The sequence below is a fragment of the Thiosocius teredinicola genome (assembly GCF_002009425.1).
Taxonomy (GTDB): Bacteria; Pseudomonadota; Gammaproteobacteria; order Chromatiales; family Chromatiaceae; genus Thiosocius; species Thiosocius teredinicola.
The window spans coordinates 2,316,078-2,334,286 of the sequence record NZ_CP019936.1 but is presented as its reverse complement, the minus strand read 5'-3'; the positions used below and the strand labels follow the sequence as shown (position 1 = coordinate 2,334,286).

Annotated in this window: 14 protein-coding genes; 6 read left to right on the top strand and 8 right to left on the bottom strand. The window is 59.8% G+C overall.

Annotation, left to right across the window (positions count from 1 at the left end; all coding sequences use genetic code 11):
• The first annotated feature begins 115 nt into the window (after positions 1 to 115).
• Together B1781_RS11265 and B1781_RS11260 are read left to right on the top strand one after the other, a co-directional pair.
• Positions 116 to 1,102, top strand: coding sequence for an endonuclease/exonuclease/phosphatase family protein (locus B1781_RS11265; RefSeq protein ID WP_078119766.1), 987 nt, complete (start codon positions 116 to 118; stop codon positions 1,100 to 1,102).
• Positions 1,103 to 1,184: 82 nt separating this feature from the next.
• Positions 1,185 to 2,168, top strand: coding sequence for a threonine ammonia-lyase (locus B1781_RS11260; protein WP_078119765.1), 984 nt, complete (start codon positions 1,185 to 1,187; stop codon positions 2,166 to 2,168).
• 67 nt (positions 2,169 to 2,235) lie between these two features.
• Here B1781_RS11260 and B1781_RS11255 read toward each other — a convergent pair whose 3' ends face one another.
• The 5 genes from B1781_RS11255 to B1781_RS11235 all read right to left on the bottom strand — a co-directional run bounded on the left by B1781_RS11255 (position 2,236) and on the right by B1781_RS11235 (position 7,380).
• Complete coding sequence (locus B1781_RS11255; RefSeq protein ID WP_078119764.1) at positions 2,236 to 2,814, bottom strand: nucleotidyltransferase family protein; 579 nt, start codon at positions 2,812 to 2,814, stop codon at positions 2,236 to 2,238.
• Entirely contained in the window at positions 2,811 to 3,815 is a 1,005-nt protein-coding gene (locus B1781_RS11250; protein WP_078119763.1) for an XdhC family protein, read from the bottom strand. Before B1781_RS11250 ends, B1781_RS11255 begins: the two co-directional genes overlap by 4 nt.
• The gene (locus tag B1781_RS11245) at positions 3,812 to 5,995 is read right to left on the bottom strand and encodes a xanthine dehydrogenase family protein molybdopterin-binding subunit (protein ID WP_078119762.1); all 2,184 of its coding nucleotides are present in this window, start codon (positions 5,993 to 5,995) and stop codon (positions 3,812 to 3,814) included. The genes B1781_RS11250 and B1781_RS11245 overlap by 4 nt, the downstream gene beginning before the upstream one ends.
• Positions 5,995 to 6,462 (bottom strand): (2Fe-2S)-binding protein, encoded by a 468-nt coding sequence (locus B1781_RS11240; protein WP_078119761.1) that lies wholly within the window; start codon positions 6,460 to 6,462, stop codon positions 5,995 to 5,997. Before B1781_RS11240 ends, B1781_RS11245 begins: the two co-directional genes overlap by 1 nt.
• A gap of 156 nt (positions 6,463 to 6,618) precedes the next feature.
• On the bottom strand, positions 6,619 to 7,380 hold the full coding sequence (locus tag B1781_RS11235) for a hypothetical protein (RefSeq protein ID WP_078119760.1): 762 nt from the start codon (positions 7,378 to 7,380) through the stop codon (positions 6,619 to 6,621).
• A gap of 173 nt (positions 7,381 to 7,553) precedes the next feature.
• On the opposite strand from B1781_RS11235, the gene B1781_RS11230 reads away from it, so the two are divergent.
• A complete protein-coding gene (locus tag B1781_RS11230; protein WP_164513346.1) occupies positions 7,554 to 9,158 on the top strand; it encodes a 2Fe-2S iron-sulfur cluster-binding protein in 1,605 nt (534 codons plus the stop codon).
• An 88-nt stretch (positions 9,159 to 9,246) separates the two neighbouring features.
• Here the strand turns inward: B1781_RS11230 and B1781_RS11225 are convergent, their stop codons facing one another.
• Both B1781_RS11225 and dsbB read right to left on the bottom strand, forming a co-directional pair.
• Positions 9,247 to 9,681, bottom strand: a complete 435-nt coding sequence (locus tag B1781_RS11225; RefSeq protein WP_078119758.1) for a COG4315 family predicted lipoprotein — start codon at positions 9,679 to 9,681, stop codon at positions 9,247 to 9,249.
• Positions 9,682 to 9,846: 165 nt separating this feature from the next.
• On the bottom strand, positions 9,847 to 10,356 hold the full coding sequence (gene dsbB, locus B1781_RS11220) for a disulfide bond formation protein DsbB (protein WP_334223985.1): 510 nt from the start codon (positions 10,354 to 10,356) through the stop codon (positions 9,847 to 9,849).
• 314 nt (positions 10,357 to 10,670) lie between these two features.
• Between dsbB and B1781_RS11215 the strand changes: the two genes are divergently transcribed.
• Genes B1781_RS11215 through B1781_RS11205 form a run of 3 tightly spaced genes read left to right on the top strand, consistent with a single transcriptional unit; the run spans position 10,671 to position 15,226 of the window.
• Positions 10,671 to 12,125 carry an extracellular solute-binding protein gene (locus B1781_RS11215; RefSeq protein WP_078119757.1) on the top strand — a complete coding sequence of 485 codons (1,455 nt, stop codon included), beginning with the start codon at positions 10,671 to 10,673 and terminating at the stop codon, positions 12,123 to 12,125.
• Complete coding sequence (locus tag B1781_RS11210) at positions 12,126 to 14,831, top strand: PAS domain-containing protein (protein ID WP_078119756.1); 2,706 nt, start codon at positions 12,126 to 12,128, stop codon at positions 14,829 to 14,831.
• A complete protein-coding gene (locus B1781_RS11205; protein ID WP_078119755.1) occupies positions 14,828 to 15,226 on the top strand; it encodes a response regulator in 399 nt (132 codons plus the stop codon). The genes B1781_RS11210 and B1781_RS11205 overlap by 4 nt, the downstream gene beginning before the upstream one ends.
• On the opposite strand, the gene B1781_RS11200 is transcribed toward B1781_RS11205, so the two are convergent.
• Positions 15,220 to 17,898 carry an EAL domain-containing protein gene (locus B1781_RS11200; protein WP_078119754.1) on the bottom strand — a complete coding sequence of 893 codons (2,679 nt, stop codon included), beginning with the start codon at positions 17,896 to 17,898 and terminating at the stop codon, positions 15,220 to 15,222. The two genes, B1781_RS11205 and B1781_RS11200, sit on opposite strands and share 7 nt — an antisense overlap.
• Positions 17,899 to 18,209 lie beyond the last annotated feature (311 nt).

Here is an 18,209-nt window from a genome sequence, read left to right as displayed (position 1 = left end):
ACGAAATCGGCATACCGACTGCCGCCCGATCACTGTTCTGACGCACTTTCTTAATGAAACTCGCCTAGACTCGCGCTATAGGGGCGCATTATGCCGGTTTATCGGGGGCCAATCCATGCAGGTGTCGGTCGGAACGTTCAACCTCAACAACCTGTTCTCGCGCTACAACTTTCATGCGACGGTCGATGCCTTGCGTGCAGCCGAGCCCGGCGAGAACGATGTCACGGTCGCCTATACCTTCGATCAGGCCAGCGGATTCATGTTGCGCACCTTCAAGGGCCGATTGGTGCACGGCAAGCAATCGAAGGAAACCCAGGCCATCGCGGCCCGCATCCTTGCGATGGATGTCGATGTGCTGGCGGTGCAAGAGGTCGAAGACATCGCCGTGCTGCGGCAGTTCAACAGCGACTACCTCAACGACCTCTACCCGCATCTCGCCCTGATCGAGGGCAATGACGAGCGACTGATCGATGTGGGCGTGATGTCGAAACTGCCGATCGGCAAGGTCAGTTCTTTTCAGACGGCGGTCCATCCGGACGCACCGCAAGAACGCATATTCGGACGCGATCTGCTGGCCGTGGAGATTCTGGATGCCGCCCGCAAGCGCAAACTGTTCACGCTCTACAACACGCATCTGAAGAGTCACTTCGTCGATTTTCGCGACGACCCGGTGGCCGGACAGGCTGCGAACAACCTGCGTCGACAGCGGCAGGCCGAGACGGTGGCCCGCTTGATCAGCGACAACGAGCGCAAGGGAGCGCGCTTTGTATTGACCGGCGACATGAACGACCCGGTCGATTCGGCCTTTTTGCAATCGATGTACGTAGTCGACGGCCAGGCGCTGTTCAACGCACTGACACAGCCGATCGAGACGCGACCACCGAAAGCCGAAACCCAGGGTGCAGGCCCGCAGACGAGCGCGTGGTCGTACCGCTTCAACCCACCGGGTGCGGATACCCCACCCGAGTATTCCCTGTACGATCAGATCTGGTTGAGCCCATCGCTATCGGACCGGGTGGTATCGGCGCACGTCGACCGGCGCACTAAGCATGGCGGCGACGGCTCCGACCACGACCCCACCTGGGTGCATCTCACACTCTGAGCGAGATGCGCGCATCGACTTCATGTGTTGCGGCACAATGGGGGCTCGACCCAGGCGCGCGTCGCCACGGAGGTAGAACCCTTTGATCAATCCCAAAGATTATCCGGTGTCACTGACCGAGGTGTATCGCGCCAAGCGTATCGTGGGCCAGTGTTTGAAGCCGACCCAGCTCATTCATTATCCGGCCCTGTCGTCAGTCACCGGCGTACAGGTCTATGTGAAGCACGAGAACCACAACCCGACCGGCAGCTTCAAGATACGCGGTGGTATCAACCTGATGCACCATCTGAAAGCTGCCGGTATCGAGGGTGTAATCACGCACTCGACCGGCAACCACGGCCTGTCGGTCGCAACGTCGGCAGCGTGGGCGGGCATGAATGCCGTGGTCGTGGTTCCGCAACACAACAACCCGGTCAAAAACCTCGCGATCCGCGCAACCGGCGCGGAACTGGTGGAAGCCGGGGCGACATTGGAAGACTGCGCCGCCGCGGTCGATGACCTGTGCCTGCAACGCGGCTTGTACAGCGCCCACCCGGCCAACGAACCGCACCTGATCAACGGTGTCGGCACCGAGTTTCTCGAGATCGTCGAAGACCTGCCGGATATCGACGTCATGATCGTGCCGATCGGCGCCGGCAGCGAGGCCGCGGCCGCCGGCACGGTCCTCAAGGCACTGACGCCGCGCTGCGAAATCATCGCCGTACAGGCGGAGCGTTCACCGGCTGCCTGTCTTTCTTGGCGCGAAGGCCAGGTCATGACCGCGGCCAACGAGACCTTTGCCGGCGGTTTCGCCACCGGCTCTGCCTATGCCCTGCCCTTCGACATCTACCGCCACGCATTGACCGACTTCGTGTTGCTGAGCGAAGACGAGATCTATCAAGGTATCAACGCCGCACTGCACCACACCCACCAGTTGGCGGAGGGAGCCGGTGCGGCCAGCCTGATGGCGCTGATCAAACTGCGCGACCGCCTTCAGGGAAAGAAGGTCGTCGTGCAGATGAGCGGCTGCAATGCCTCGCCCGAAGAAATCGCTACCGCGGTCAAGCTGCCGGACTATCCGTTCTAAGCGATATCGGCAGTACCGTCCCATCCCACGGCAATCGCGCGCGAGGGGTTCGCTGTCGACAGACCGCTTACGTCGAATGCCGCTGAAGATCGTCGGGCAGATCGATATCGTAGATCACGCCCGGGTCATCGACGGTGCACAGCGTGAGCTCGGCGGCATGATCGGACAACAAGCGCCTGGCACCCTGGTCGCCTTGCAGGGCACATAGGGATTCGCGCCAACGGGCGGCGAAGCCTACCGGGTTGCCGCGTCTCCCATCGAACTGCGGCGCGACGATAGATGCCCCGGACGACAAGCGCTCCACCAACTGCCGCAGCGTCGCCGGGCGGATACACGGCATATCACCCAATGCAATCAGCCAGGCATCCGAGGCGGCCGCAGTGCCGATCCCGGTCTCGATACTGTCCGCCATCAAGCAATCCACCGCAGGGTTTACGGCAATCGCGATGCCGGTTTCCTGCAATGCTGCGATCAGCGCATTGTCTCCGGGGCGGACCACCGCCAGCGCGTCGGGCACCGCGGCGACAAGGTTGCGGGCGGCGGCGACAGCGACCGGCGTACCATCGCCCAGGGGATGCATGAGCTTGTGCGATCCGAATCGTCTCGCCGCGCCTGCCGCGAGCAGGATGCCGGTGACCTGCATCATCCGCTTGCCTGGCTCGACGTTGTCGCCGGTCGTTCTCCGGTATTCTTGATCGCCGTAATCTGCGCCAGGATCGACAACGCAATCTCGGCCGGGCGTTTGCTGCCGATCGGCAAACCTGCCGGGCCGTGGATACGCGCCAACTGAGACGCCGAATAACCCAGCGACTGCAGGCGTCGGTTGCGCGACATGGCCGACCGGGTCGACCCGAGCGCACCGATATAGAAGGCCGGTGATTCGAGTGCAGCAGTCAGCGCGAGGTCGTCCTGCCGTGGATCGTGCGCCAGCGTCACCACAGCGGCGCGAGGATGTGTCACTACATGGCGTACGGCATCATCCGGCATGCGCTTGTCGTAGTGAACGGTGGGCACAGCCGGCAAGCTGGCGAACGACTCGCGCGGATCGCAGATCGTCACCTCGAAACACAGTTGTAGCGCCATCGCGCCAAGATGCTGTGCAAGCTGGCCGTTGCCCACCAACAACAAGGTCCACGACGGACCCAAGGTACGTACGACGTAATCGTCGCTCACCTGGAACTCGATACCCGGCTCGCCGCTATGCAGACTCACCTCGCCGGTGTTCAGGCAGACGCGTCGCGCCACCAGTTCGCCGCGTTCGAGTCTGTCCAACAGACGTTCGAGCGGTTGCGGTGCGTGAAGATGTTCCACCAGCAGCTCGAGTCTGCCACCGCAAGGCAGCCCGAGCCGCCCGGCGTCCTCGCGATCGATTCCGAAGTCGATCATGGTCGGATCGGGACCGGCGATCTCGCCGCTACAAAACCGATCGCGCAACGTGTCTTCGATACAACCGCCCGATACCGAACCGACGGTCTGGCCGGCATCGTTGATCGCCAACAGAGCGCCCGGTGGTCGCGGTGAAGAGCCCCACGTGCGGACGACAGTCACCAGCACCACAGCGTGCTCCGCAGTCAACCAGTCATGCGCTGCACGCAGTACCTGCTGATCATCCGCCAGCGGATAGGCGCTGCCGAGACGTTCGCTCACGCTACCCGCAGGTCGGTGTTCTTCAGCGGCAGGTTGCGGACGCGCCGCCCGGTGGCGGCGAATATCGCATTCAGCACCGCCGGGGCCGCTACCGCAATCGTCGGTTCACCGACCCCGCCCCAGAAGCCGCCCGATGGCATCACGATCGATTCGACCTGCGGCATCTCGGCGATCGTCATCGATGGATAGCTGTTGAAGTTCTCCTGCTCGACGCGTCCGCCTTTGATGGTGCACTCGCCGTACAACATCGCCGACAGGCCGAACATGAACGACCCTTCGATCTGCGCCTCGATCTGCTGCGGGTTGACCGCATATCCCGAGTCGGTCGCTGCAACAATACGGTGTACCTTCAATTGACCGTTGGTCACCGAAACCTCGGCACAAGCCGCGACGTAGCTGGCGAACGTCTTGCACACCGCCAATCCGCGGTGCACGCCATCCGCCGGCTTGGCGTCCCACCCCACCTTGTGGGCAACTGCGTTGAGCACCGCCAGAGCGTTCGGATGATCGTTCGCCATCAACCTGCGGCGAAACGCGAGTGGGTCTTGTCCGCTGGCATGCGCCAGCTCGTCGACGAAGCATTCCAGGTAGATCGCGTTCTGGTTGATGTTCACGCCACGCCAGAACCCGGGCGGCACCGGCGGATTGCGCATCGCGTGATCGACCAGCAGGTTCGGCACGCTGTAGACAAAGGCGTGATCGCCTTCGGGCAGGAAGCCCTGGAAAGTGACCATGTCCGCCCCGTCATTCAACGCGTTCGGCCGTACCGAGGCGAGAATCGATTGTCCCGAGATACGTACCCGCAGAGCGGTCAGGTTACCGTCCTTGTCCAGGCCACCGACCAGTTTCGCCTGGGTGGTTGGATGGTACTTGCCGTGTGTCATGTCTTCTTCGCGCGACCACAGCATCTTGATCGGCGTGCCGGGCATCTGCTTGGCGATATTCACGGCCTGGGTGACATAGTCCTGCGCACCGCGCCGCCCAAAGCCGCCACCGAGATGGATCTTGTACACATCGCATTGCGCCGGCGCCAATCCCGATGCAGCGATTGCCGCCTCCAGTGCGGCCTCGCCGTTCTGCGTCGGGCACCACACCTCGCAGCGCTCCGTTGTCCAGCGCGCCGTGGCATTCATGGGTTCCATCGTCGCATGGTTCTGATAGGGGTAGCTGTAGACCGCTTCGACCATCTCGACGGCACCCGTCAGCGCATCGTCCACATCGCCCTGGCGGTTGCCGACGAACGCCTTGGCCGCGCTCAGGCCATCGCGCAACCAATCCGCAATCGACTCGCTGCTGACATCGCTATTCGGACCGTCGTCCCACACCACCGGCAATGCATCCAACGCCGTCTTCGCCTGCCACCAGGTTTCGGCGATCACGGCAACCGTCGCATCGTCGACTTTGACGGCCTTGCGCACACCGGGCATGCCCATGACCTGGTTCGCGTCGTACGCCCGGACGCTGCCGCCAAACACCGGGCAGGCTTTGATCGCTGCGTTCAACATGCCGGGCAACGACAGATCGGCACCGAATACCTGCTTGCCGGTGAGCTTGTCGAGCGTATCGAGACGCTTGACCGGCTTGCCGACGATCTTCCAATCCTTCGGGTCTTTCAGCGGCACCGTCACCGGCGGGATCATGTCGGCCGCGGCAGTTGCGACCTGGCCGTAGGTCACGGTTCGGCCGGTCGGACCGTGCGTGATGACGCTGTTCGCCGCCGAGCACTCCTCCATCGGCACACCCCACGCCTCAGCCGCTGCTTCGATCAGCATGCTGCGGGCCACCGCACCGCCTTCGCGCACATATTGATGACTGCCACGGATGCCCTGGCTGCCACCGGTCGAAAAACTGCGCCACACACGGTCACGCGCCAGGTTCTGCCCGGGCGTCGGGTACTCCGTCGTCACCTTGGACCAATCGCATTCGAGTTCTTCAGCGACCAGTTGCGCCAGCCCGGTCAAGGTGCCCTGACCCATCTCCGAACGTGCAATCCGGATCACGACCGTATCGTCCGGCTTGATCACCACCCAGGCATTGACCTCGCGAATCGCATCGCCCGCCTGGTTCTGCGCATGAGCGGCGCCGAACGGCAGGTAGAAACCGAGCGACAAACCGACGCCGGCGGTCGCCGAACCAATCAGAAAATCGCGCCTTGAGACATTAACCTGTTCGGTTGCCATCAGGATTTCTCCTTGCCGTTGAGTTCGGCAGCGCGATGGATGCCCCGGCGGACACGATTGAAGGTGCCGCAGCGACAGATATTCGTCAGACCTGCATCGATATCGCTGTCGGTGGGATTCGGCTTGTCGGCCAGCAAGGCTGCGGCGGCCATGATCATGCCCGGCTGGCAATAGCCGCACTGTGGCACGTCCAATTCAGCCCACGCACGCTGTACCGGGTGACTGCCATCCGGCGACAGGCCTTCGATCGTCGTGATCTTCTGCGAAGCCGCAACCGATGACACCGGAACTACACAGGATCGAACGGCCTGGCCATCGATATGCACCGTGCAGGCGCCGCAGACACCGATGCCGCAGGCATACTTGGTACCCGTCAGGCCGAGTTGCTCTCTGAGCGCCCATAACAGAGGGGTGGAATCATCGACCTCGACGTCGATGGTCTTACCGTTCACGTTCAGTGTGGCCATGTCTGTCACTCCGCGGTAATGCTGTCGTCAATGAGCCTGTGCGACGGCCCTGGCGCAAACAAAACGTGCTGCCGGGGGCCACCAGCAATGCGGTAAACCGTCTGACCCGCAGTATAGGGCAGCCGTTCCCTCGCTCAAGCCGCAATGCCGGCCAGATCAGAATGTCATGATATCGCGCCGGATCACGCGTATCGGGCGATAGCCGAACAGGGCACTCAAATGGTGAAAGAACGCATGGTTGCCGTGCTTGAACCACAAGGCGTCGACATCTGATTCGACCGCCTGATATTTCTCGTAAAGCGTCATGTCCGGGTATTCCCGAGCCGCCCCTTGCACCAACCCCAGCCACATGTGGCTGGCACCCATGATGAAATGCGGCCATTCACGCTGGATCGGCAGCGGCCAGGCACGGTCGCTGGTCGCATCGATATCGAATCGCACCTCTTCGGCCGGCTGATCGATGCGGAACTGCACCAGGTGGCCGTCGTCGCGCAGCTGCGAGAGCATGGCGCTGCGGCCGATATTGTCGGCAAGCCGTTGCGCAACCGGCACACTGGTAAACACGATCAGGCTGAACTGATGGCCGGTGGCATCGTTCGGCCAGCGTCGATGAAAGCGCCACAGCACGATCTCGTCGCGCTCGGCGACGATCAGCGGCGCGAGGATTCGATCGGCAATCAGCATATCGAGATAGCTGCTCACTTCCTGCGCATCTTCGCGTGCCAGGCGAAAACGCAGGTACCACCATTGCGGTTGTCCGTCGCCTTCCTCGACCGTGTCCAACGCCACGCCCGCCGGCTTGACCGGCGACCGGCTCACACAGGCGCTCAGCAGCAACGCCATCAGGACCGCCGACGCGCGCCAGAGAAAGCGACGCCGTCCCGCACCTTTTGTAAGCCATTGCGGTGGTTTCAACATGCTCAACTCTCCCGGGCAACGACGGCCACGCTCTCTCGCCGATCAAATGGGCCTATTATTGCAAAGTCGACGGAGCGTTGAGGTCGTGCTGCCCGGCACGCCTTCGCGCCGCGAGCCCGGTTCAAAATCGCGCGCCGATGCCGACAAGGACTCCAAAGCAATGGAAACCGCAAATGCCCAAGGTCACCTACCAACAAACCACCTACCACTGCCGGCCGGACGAGACGGTGCTACAGGCCTTCTTGCGCCAGGGAGTCGAACTGCCTTTCTCCTGTCAGAAAGGCAGCTGCCATGTCTGCATGATGCGCTGCGACCAGGGTGACGTCTCGGATGAAGCACAGCATGGCTTACGTGCAAGCTATGTCGCATCTGGATTCTTTCTACCCTGCCAGTGCCGACCGCACAACGATCTTGCGATCAGCGCGATTGATCATGCCGATCTGTACAAGACCGCCGTCGTACAACAGAAAGAGTTGCTGACCCCGGACATCTGCCGCCTGATGCTCGAAGTCGAACAGCCCGACGCCTTCCACGGTGGCCAGTTCGTCAATCTGAGTCGGGTGAGCGATGGCCTGGCGCGCTCCTATTCCATAGCCGACCATCCAGCCGACGATTACTTCCTCGAACTACACATCAAGCGCATGGCGAACGGCCGGTTCAGCAACTGGGTGTTCGATGATCTCAACGAGATGGACGAAATCGACATACAGGGGCCGCTGGGCGACTGTTGCTACGACTCGTCGGATCCGAACCGCTCGCTACTGTTGATCGGCGGCGGCACCGGATTGGCGCCGATGTTGGGGATCGCTCGCGAAGCCATCGCCATGGGGCACACGGGCGCCATCCACCTTTATCACGAAGCGCTGAACCCACAAGAACTCTATCTTGACGGCACACTCAAGGAACTGGCCGCGGCGAACGACAATCTGACCTACTTCCCGTGCATTGGCGGAACATCGGCCGCGCATGGCACACCGGTCGACTCCGCCATACAGACGATTCGCTCGAACTACGACGATCTGGCCGGCTGGCACGTCTACCTGGCCGGACCTGCGCCATTCGTCACCGCGCTGCATCAGGAGGCCATCGCGATCGGCGTACCGCAGGCGCAGATATTCACTGATCCCTTTGATTATGCAGACCGTCGCCGCGACTCGCGCATCACGCCGGCTGCCGCGATGCCCGAGGTGGTTACCAGCGTTGAGGTGCCCTACCCGGCGCCCGACACAGAGATTTGGGAAGCGCTGGCTAGCGGCAAGCGGCTGACGCCCATCCTCAACGATTTCTACACGATCGTGTACGACGATCCACGGCTGTCACCGTTCTTCGCCAAGGTCACCAAGCAACGCTCGATTGAAAAACAGTACCTGTTCCTGCGCCAGATATTCAGCGGCGAGAAAGTCTACTTCGGCGACCGGCCGCGCAATGCGCATCATTGGATGGTGATTTCCGATGAGCTGTTCGACTATCGGGAAGACCTCATGGAATCGGTCCTGCGCAAGCATGACCTGCCGGAACACCTGATCGCGCGCTGGCGGCAGATCGAGGAATTGTATCGTCCCGATATCGTCAAAGAGAAACCCTGGAGCCGGATCATGCACGGCATCGAGATCCCGGTGGATGGCTTCGACGAGCTGGTGCTCGACAGCGGCACCTTGTGCGATAGCTGCGGCCAACCGGTCGAGGTCGGCACCCTGGTGCGCTATCACGTGCGCCTGGGCACCATCTACTGTCCCGACTGCACCAAGTTGACCGAACAGGACGACACCGACGCCTGAAGCAGGCCCGCATAACCGTCTGGAAGATTCTCAGGCCGGCGCGTGGCAATCCCTTGCATTGCCACCGCCGCCGGCATTGTCATGCGCTTCAATAGGCGCCGTAGCCACCGTAGCTGTACGAGGCATTCGACTGATAAGCCGGCTGGCGCTTGGCGGAATGCCATACACCGCCGACGCCATCGCCGTTCTCGTCGCCGGGATTCGCGTCGCCGAGATAATAGTAAAGAGGCTCACCCTTGTAGGTTGCCTGCGCTTGTCCATCGGTACGCTCGATGCGACCGATGTTCGACCCGCGGATGTCGCCGGCAACGACCGGCGGCCAGGTGCTCGCGCACGGTCCGTAGCAGTTGCTCTGTCCGGTATGCGCTGTGTCCTTATCGAAGGTGTAAACCACCATGCCCCGGTGGTCGGTCAGCGTGCTGCTGTGTTCGGCCGACTTGTAGTAGCCGGAGGTACAGGCCGCGGCCGTCGTCAAAGCCATGGCGCCAAGCGATACCAGTTTCAATGCGGTTGAGAATTTCATCTTTAGTTCTCCTCTCAGGGGTTGTGCGGCGGGCCGCGTTGTTGTCTTCCACCCGTATCTACGAGAGGCAGCACCAGAGAGGATTCAGATTTTTTGCACGCCGCAATCAATCGGTTTTCGCGGGGCATATGGCGATTAGCCCCGCGACACCGAGGGCCAAGAGACTCAGGCCGCGGAACCCCGCAAACCGCGAACTTCGGTCACCAGGACAATGCCCAACACCACCAGGTAGGTGCCGAACACAACAACCATCCATTCCGGCATCGACAGCGACAACCACTGCCATTGAATGTCGTCGCAGTATCCGGTCGGCAGGAACAGCGTGGGGATCCACTCGTGCAAAGGCATCCAATCGGGAAACTCCGGGAGAAAGCTGCAACCCATCGCGGCTTCCGGGTTCCGCTGGAGGTAAACATGCTCCAAGGCCAAGGCCAGACCCCAGCCCGCGCTGACGGCCCATACGAGGTACCCGAGGATTCTTAAGAAAGATTGGCGGGGATTGATCAGGCCGAGCAGCCCGGCGCCGATCAGGCCGATCACCGCCAGGCGCTCGTAAACGCACATCACGCAGGGATCGAGTCCGAGAAGATACTGGAACGCGACTGCCGCCAGTTCCAATCCGAGAGCAGTCAGCATGAGCAATGCCCATGCGAATCGGGTGTAACGAAAAGCCATCATCATCCTATTTAAGTTTGCACTCTTACTTTAACTAACATATTAATAAAATGTCTTAACTTTTTGTATTGATTATCGTTTTTGTTATTTTACGCACTTTCTTGTTTCCACAACCACTTCGCCGGTCCGATCGCACAAATCGCCCGCGCGATTAAACCGCGCCTTCGCAATTTGGCGCGCCTTCTCGTCGAAAGTTCTTCGCCGGCACCGGTGCGTCAGCGCGCTATTTTGACCCACCTCAAGCCGGCGCCGCGTCGCCGAGCGTAGTAATTGCCAACCGCTATAGTTACTCAAAATCACGACAGGAATACCCCATGTTGGCACGGACGACACGATCCGGTCGCGGAAGACCGCTGCATATCGGCTTCGCCTGGGTCGTTCTCGTATTCAGCCTCGTGCACGAAGCACCGGCCGAACAGACCTGGCTGACAAGCGCATCGAAGCCCTATCAAGGGACGATGATTCGTGGCGTGACCGAAGACCAACCCGCGTCGCGGTATATCGCCGAGGTTCTCGCGCCCGCGTTCGAGAAAGAAACTGGCATCCACGTCGAGGTCGAGGTCGTCCCCTGGGAAACCATGTTCGACAACAGTATTCGCGACATGGCCCTGGGCACCGGCTATTACGATTTCGTCTACATCGAGCAGGACATCATTTATGCCTATCTCGCGCAGAACTATCTGACCAACCTGTCCCGCTTCCTTGTTGAACACCGGGACCTGTCATCGCCGACGTTCGACTTCGCCGATTTCACGTCGTATCTCGATTACTTCCGCGCCCCGACCACCGGCGACGTATACGGTGTTCCGATCGAATCGTTTCTGCGGATCTACGTCTACCGCAAGGATCTGTTCGACGATCCCGAGATAAAGGCAGCTTTCAAAGCGGAATACGGTTATCCACTCGCCCCGGCACAGAGCGTGTCGCAGTACCGCGACATTGCCGCCTTTTTCACCGAATGGGGTAAAAAGCAGGGCATCGACCTGTGGGGTACGACCATCCACGCCTCACCCAGCCATGTCGCCTCGTTCTACGAGCTCTTCGAATCCGTGCTGCCGATGTTCGGCGTATACGACTGGGGCGTGGACCGCACCACCCGCAGGGCGAGCATCGCGCGCGGCGGCACGATGAACAGCGATGCGGCCAAGCAGGCGCTGACCTTCTGGCTCAAGCTGCTGCGCTATGCGCCACCTGAGGCGTTCGGCAGCACCTGGGTTGAAGGCCCGCTGACGATCTCTTCCGGCCGGGTCGCGCAGGGCCTGTTGTATGGCGAGCACATCGTGAATGTCGCGACCGACCAAACCGCATCGAAAGTGGCCGGCAAGATCGGCACCGCCCTGCCGCCATTGGCCCCAGGTGTATTGGAGGCCGCCAAGGCCGGCACCGGCTATATCGGCTACTACGACGGCGGGGCTTTCGGCATCCCGCATTCATCGCGCAAGAAAGAGGCCGCTGCTTTGTGGCTGCAGTACCTGGGTCAACCCTCCGTTCAGGTGCCCTGGACCCTGGCGACCGGTCGCATCACGCACACGGCGACCTTGCAGGACCCGGCGGTTATCCAGATGGACGCCCAGCTTGGCGGCTACTACTCTCTCGTTCAGCAATACGGCGCCTTGTTCGCCGGTGCCCCACCCTTCGCCGAGCATGCCGCGATCCGAGAGGTTGTCGCACCGTACATCTACGCCGTTGTGAAGCGCGAACTGTCACCGGCTGAGGCCCTCGATCAGGCAGCCGAGGCGGTTGACGGCGCGATGTCTGCCCTGCACTGAATGCGCACTCCCGATCCGGCCGAACCAAGCCGTAACCCTCCCAGCATCAGGACTCGTTTGATAACGATTTTTGTTGCGTTGGTATTGCTTCCGGCAATCATCGTCGTCTCGGTGAATGTCTGGATCAGTGTGCGCGCCGGTGTAACGCAGATATATGATCAACTAGACTCGGTGGCCAGCCTCAAGGTCAGCAGCATCAATGAATGGGCCATTGATCTGCAGAGCGAATTGGCGGATATCCTGGCGCGACCAGACGAACGCTGGCACATTCTGGTCACCGTCGATGTTCGCCAGGAACTCGATCTGTTTCGCAGAACGTCCTACAACCGGGTCAACGACGCCTTTCACGACGTTTTGTTGCGCACCAGGCGATTCGACGAGTTGCTATTGCTCGATGTCGAAGGAAATATCGTGCTGTCGACGACCGCCCGCCATGAAGGCGCGACCCTCGCTGCGCATCAATTCTTCTCGGTTGCGCTACAACACGTCGCCACCGAGCCGCCGACACGGTTTTTCGATATGGACAGTCTTTCGATCGTCGTTGCGCGTCCGATCGTGGACGATGAAGGAACCACTATCGGCGTTATTGCCGGACGAACCGGCATGCGCTGGATCGACCGGATCATGCAGGCACGAGTGGGCCTCGGCGAGACGGGAGAAACCTACCTTGTACGTAACGATGGGGTTTTGTTGACGCCGATCCGTGCAGGCCTGCCGATAGGCAGCCGACTGGAAAGCGACACGTCTCACTTCATTGAGGCGAACGGTAGCGGAATGCGGGAGCACGTGGACAAGTACATCGATACGGACGTGGTCGGTGTGAAACAGGCCCTCCCGGACCTCGGAATGCTGCTCATCGCACAACGCGACCTGTCCGAATCCCTGTCACCAACCATGACGGCCCTTGGCATCAGCCTGGCTGTTACGTCCCTCGCCGTGCTGGCAGCCATCATGCTCGGCATTATCCTGACACGACATATTACAAAGCCTCTATCAGAATTGACTCGGAGCGCCACCCGGATCAGCAACGGCCAGTTGGATGTCATCGTATCTGCTGACGGCAGCGCCGAGATCAACCGCCTGACCGAAGCCTTCAACACGATGACCGTACGCTTGCGCAAAGTCATAGAAGATCTGCAACTGAGCGACAAGCAGCAGCGCGACTTGATGGATAACACCTCGTCGCTGATCGATATGAAAGATCTGCAAGGACGCTATGTGTTCGTCAATCGCGCCTTCGAAGAGGCGTTCGATTTCAACGAGGCGCGGCTGCTCGGCAAGACCGCAGAACAGATGTTCCCTGCCGCAATCGCGACACAGATCAGATTGGGGGATTCAGAGGTTGTCGCATCCGGCTCGTTAGTCGAACGCGAAGAAGTCATTACCCAGGCCGACGGCGATCATACCTATCTGTCGGTCAGATTTCCCTTAAAGACCGCAAGGGGCGAAATATACGCCGTGTGCGGCATTGCTACCGATATCACCGCGCGCAAACGCCAGGAGGAAGAACTGCAACGCTTGCGAAACTATCTGGCGAACATCATCGACTCGATGCCGTCGATACTGATCGGCGTCGACAGCGACGGCCGGGTGACCCAGTGGAACCGCGAAGTCGAGCATGTATCGGGGATCCCCAACAAACAAGCCATCGGACAGCAGCTGCAGGAAATTCTACCGCGCCTGGAATCCGAAATGGATCGAGTGTTTACCGCAATAAAAACGCGCACACAACAAAAAGACCTGCGCCGCCCGATCGCCGAAGGCCATGAAACCCGATATGAAGACATCACGATATACCCGCTTATCGCAAACGGTGTCGAAGGCGCTGTCATCCGTATTGACGACGTCACCGAACGGCAGCGTATCGAAGAGATGATGATTCAGAGCGAAAAAATGCTTTCTACCGGCGGACTCGCCGCCGGCATGGCGCATGAGATCAACAATCCGTTGGGAGGCATCATGCAGACGTCCGAAGTGTTGATTCAACGCCTGACCAGTGACCTACCCGCCAACCAACGCTCCGCCGATGCTATCGGCGTCCGCCTGGCTGACATCCACGCGTACATGGAACAGCGTGGCATCCCCCGGATGCTTGATACGGTCCGCGATTCTTGCCGAAGAGCCGCCGCTATCGTCGACAATATGTTGAGCTTCGCCCGCCGCAGCGATGCCATTTTCGTAGCGTGCAATCTACGACGCCTGGTTGACCAGACGATCCAACTATGTCGAACCGACTACGATCTGAAGAAACACTACGACTTCAAAAAGATCACAGTCGATATTGACTGCGACGATGATCTGCCAGAGATCGAGTGCGAACCGCAGAAAGTCCAGCAAGTGCTGCTCAACGTTCTGAAGAACGGTGCGCAGGCCATGCAAGAGAAACTCATCCAGAGCCTTGGGGGAAAACCATCGAAGGACGAAACGGCGCAGTTTTGGGTCAAGCTGACCGCGGACAAAGAAGCTTCGATGGTCCGCATAGAGATTCGCGATAACGGGCCGGGGATGAGCGATGAAACCCGCAAGCGCGTATTTGAACCGTTTTTCACCACCAAACCGCCAGGCCTCGGTACCGGGCTGGGCCTGAGCGTCTCCTACTTCATTGTCACCGAGAACCTCGGTGGAACCATGTCGGTCGAATCCCAGCCGGGTCAAGGCACGACATTCATCATCCAACTACCGTTTAAACGGGAGCCGACCCATTGAGCCTGCACCGCCAGCCGCGCATCATGATCGTTGACGATGATCCGACGATCCGCGACAGTTTTCAGGATTACCTGGAAGACTACGGTATGGACGTAACAGTAGCCAAAAGCGGTGAACAGGCACTCCACCTGGTGGAGGCACATGCTCCGGATGTCATGATTGTCGACATCCGGATGGGCGGCATGAGCGGCGATCAATTGATTTCGGTGCTTTATCAAAAATATCCACGTTGTGGATTTGTTATCTGCACCGGATCGCCCGAGTATACCCCACCGGAGTTTCTCGCCTCCTTGCCCCGCGTGGCCGACGAAGTGTTGCGCAAACCGGTCGCGCAGATGGAGTCACTCAGACTGATGATAGAGCACATGCTCACTTCCCTAACAACCGATCAGTGATGCGTGTGCGCGGCGTCCTGCCGAACGCCGTCCCTAAACAAGGTATGAAGTGCCTGATAGGGCTGCGGCCGCCCCAGCAGATAGCCTTGCGCATAATCGCACTGTTGCGCTTCGAGCATCTGCATCTGTTCGCGTGTCTCAACTCCCTCGGCGATCACCTTCAGTCCTAAGCCATGGGCCATAACGATCGCAGCGTTGACCAGTTCCCTGGCGCGCGCGCCGCGTGCAGCATCGCCGAGGTCACTGACGAAGGTCCGATCAATCTTCAGGGTGTCGAACGGATACTTCTGCAGATAACTCAATGAAGAATACCCAGTACCGAAATCGTCCATGGCGATCGATACCCCCAGTTGATTGATGCTGTCCAGCACCTCATGGGTGTAGACGCTGCCGCCGAGCAGTACGCCTTCGGTTATTTCAAGTTCCAGGGCATCGCCCGGCAGATTTCGTTGCCGTAGAACGGCGCGTATCTGTTCGGGCAGATCCGGATCGCGGAACTGACGGGGTGACAGGTTCACCGCCATACGTAGACGGGGATCGTGATCGTGTCGGAGCTTGACCAGGGTCGATACGGATTCGTGCAACACGTGACTGCCGATCTGCATGATCAAACCGGTCTGCTCCGCAACCGGTATGAACTCCATCGGCGACACGGCACCGAGCGTTGGGCTGTTCCATCGCAACAATGCTTCGAATCCGATGACGTGCTTACCTGCCAATTCGATGACCGGTTGATACCAGACTTCCAATTCACCGCTGCCGAGCGCCCCATGCAGATGCTGCTCCAGCAGTAACCGTCGCGAAACCTGGTCGTTCATGGTCGATGTGAAGTAGTACCAGGTATTCCGCCCCTCCGATTTCGCGTGATACATGGCGGTATCGGCTTTTCGCAACAGTTCAGCCGGTGTGTCACCGTCTTCCGGAAACACCGAAACACCCAGGCTAGCAGTCAACACCATCTCATGATTGTCGACCAGGAACGGCCGCCGGATATTGGTCAATACATGTTCAGCGACCGCTTTGGCATCCAGGCCCCCGTTCAATCCACCGAGCATCAGAATAAATTCGTCGCCGCCGAGCCGTCCGATAGTGTCTGCATCGCGAACGGTATCGCGCAGGCGTCGCGATGCCTGTATCAGAAGTTGGTCACCAACCTCGTGACCCAGGGTATCGTTAATGCGTTTAAAATCGTCCAGGTCGAGGAACAGGACCGCGACATGCTCGTCGGTACGCCGGGCTTCCTTGATCAGCTGCGAAAGTCGATCCAGAGAAAGGAAGCGGTTAGGTAAGCCGGTGAGCCCGTCATAGTGGGCTTGACGCAGGATGAGTTGTTCCTGGCGCTTACGCACTGTGATATCAACCGCAACCACACGCAGGCCGGTCACCTCGTTTCCATGTGTAATCGGTGTGGCGTAAACCAATACGGGAAACGTCGTGCCGTTCTTGCGGAGCGCGCGAAATTCGGTGCATTCGCGGCCGCTGTTGCGGTCGGTGGCAAACGTTACCAGGCCGCGATTTTCCCCCGTCCTTTCTACAGGCTCGATCAGATGGTCGATCGTCAAGCGTTCGGTCAATTCTTCAGCAGAGTAACCAAAAGAAACACACGCTTGTTGATTCGCATAGGTGATCGTGCCATTCGCGTCGGTCTCACATAGCGATTGCGGCAACAGGTCGGCCAACTCGCGAAACCGGCGTTCGCTCTGGCTCAGGGCTTCAAAGGTCCGAATGGCCCGTAACGACTCACAGCTGTACGACGACAAGATCATACCGATTTCCCTGTCTTGCTCGACGAAGGGCGGTGACTTCTTGTTGTGCAATGTCAACAGGGCGGCTACATTGCCACCGGCGTCGGCGATCGGAAAGATCAAGGCAGACCCGTCGCTGTACCCTTGCCAACCACTTGCTGCAAAGGCATCTCCGCCCCGGACGTCGCCCACCAGCACAGCTTGGTTCGTTGCGATTGCCTGACCCAGCAGAGAACCCTCGGGCAACGGTAATGGCAGTTCCTCGGGTGCATGCCCCGGATCGATCGTATCGAGCAGTTGCAGTCGGTCTTCGTGAACGACGTACAGACTTCCTCCACACGCGTCCATGTTGCGTGCGAACTCGCGTAGCAGTCTCGGCCCGAACTCACGCATATCCAGCCAAGACGACAAGGTGCTGGTGGTGTTGACGATAGTGCGCAAACGCTCGTTGAGGTGTTTCAAGCGCAGATTGGCTCCGGCGAGCGCCTTGGTACGCTCTTCAACCAACGACTCAAGTTGTTGCTGATAGCGTCGGTTCTCGACGCGCAGCCTGGCGTTTTCTACGGACTGGCGCACCGTATGCTCGAGTACCGAAAGGTCCTCGACCGGCTTCAACAGGTAGTCCCACGCACCGAGTTTCAACGCATCGACCGCATCGCTGATTCGCCCGGTGCCGGAAACCACGATCAACGGCGTATCCGCGTTGCGCGCTTTTAGCTCCTGCAGCAACTCGAGCCCGCCCATCACCGGCATTCGCAGATCGAGTATCACCACATCGGGCTTGTGCTGTCCGAATCGTTCCAGACCCTGCAATCCGTGCTCGGCGACATCGACCTCGAAGTCCAGGTCTTCCAGGAAATCGGCGAAGCTCTGACGGATGCCGGGATCATCGTCGACCACGAGGACGCGAGTGTTTGTCGATGCCATCAATATCCCACCGGCACGCGGCGACGTTTGGCGACGAACCGGTAAGACAACCCATGCCGGGCTGATTTAAGGGAAACTGCTAACCCCGGTCGTGAGTACAACAAGGAGCTGCGCACCGTTGTTCCGTGACAGAAGAAATGAAGTATTTTTTGAGTATAGGCTTATTCCGGGCGCAGAGATGGCGACCCAAGCGAACACCTTTTTGTCGTTCCGATATGTCGTGGACGGAAACAGCTCGCTTCCTGTCATCGCAGCAAGATTGCCGGCTGATCATTGACGCACAAAAAAGCCGACGTCGATTGTACGACGTC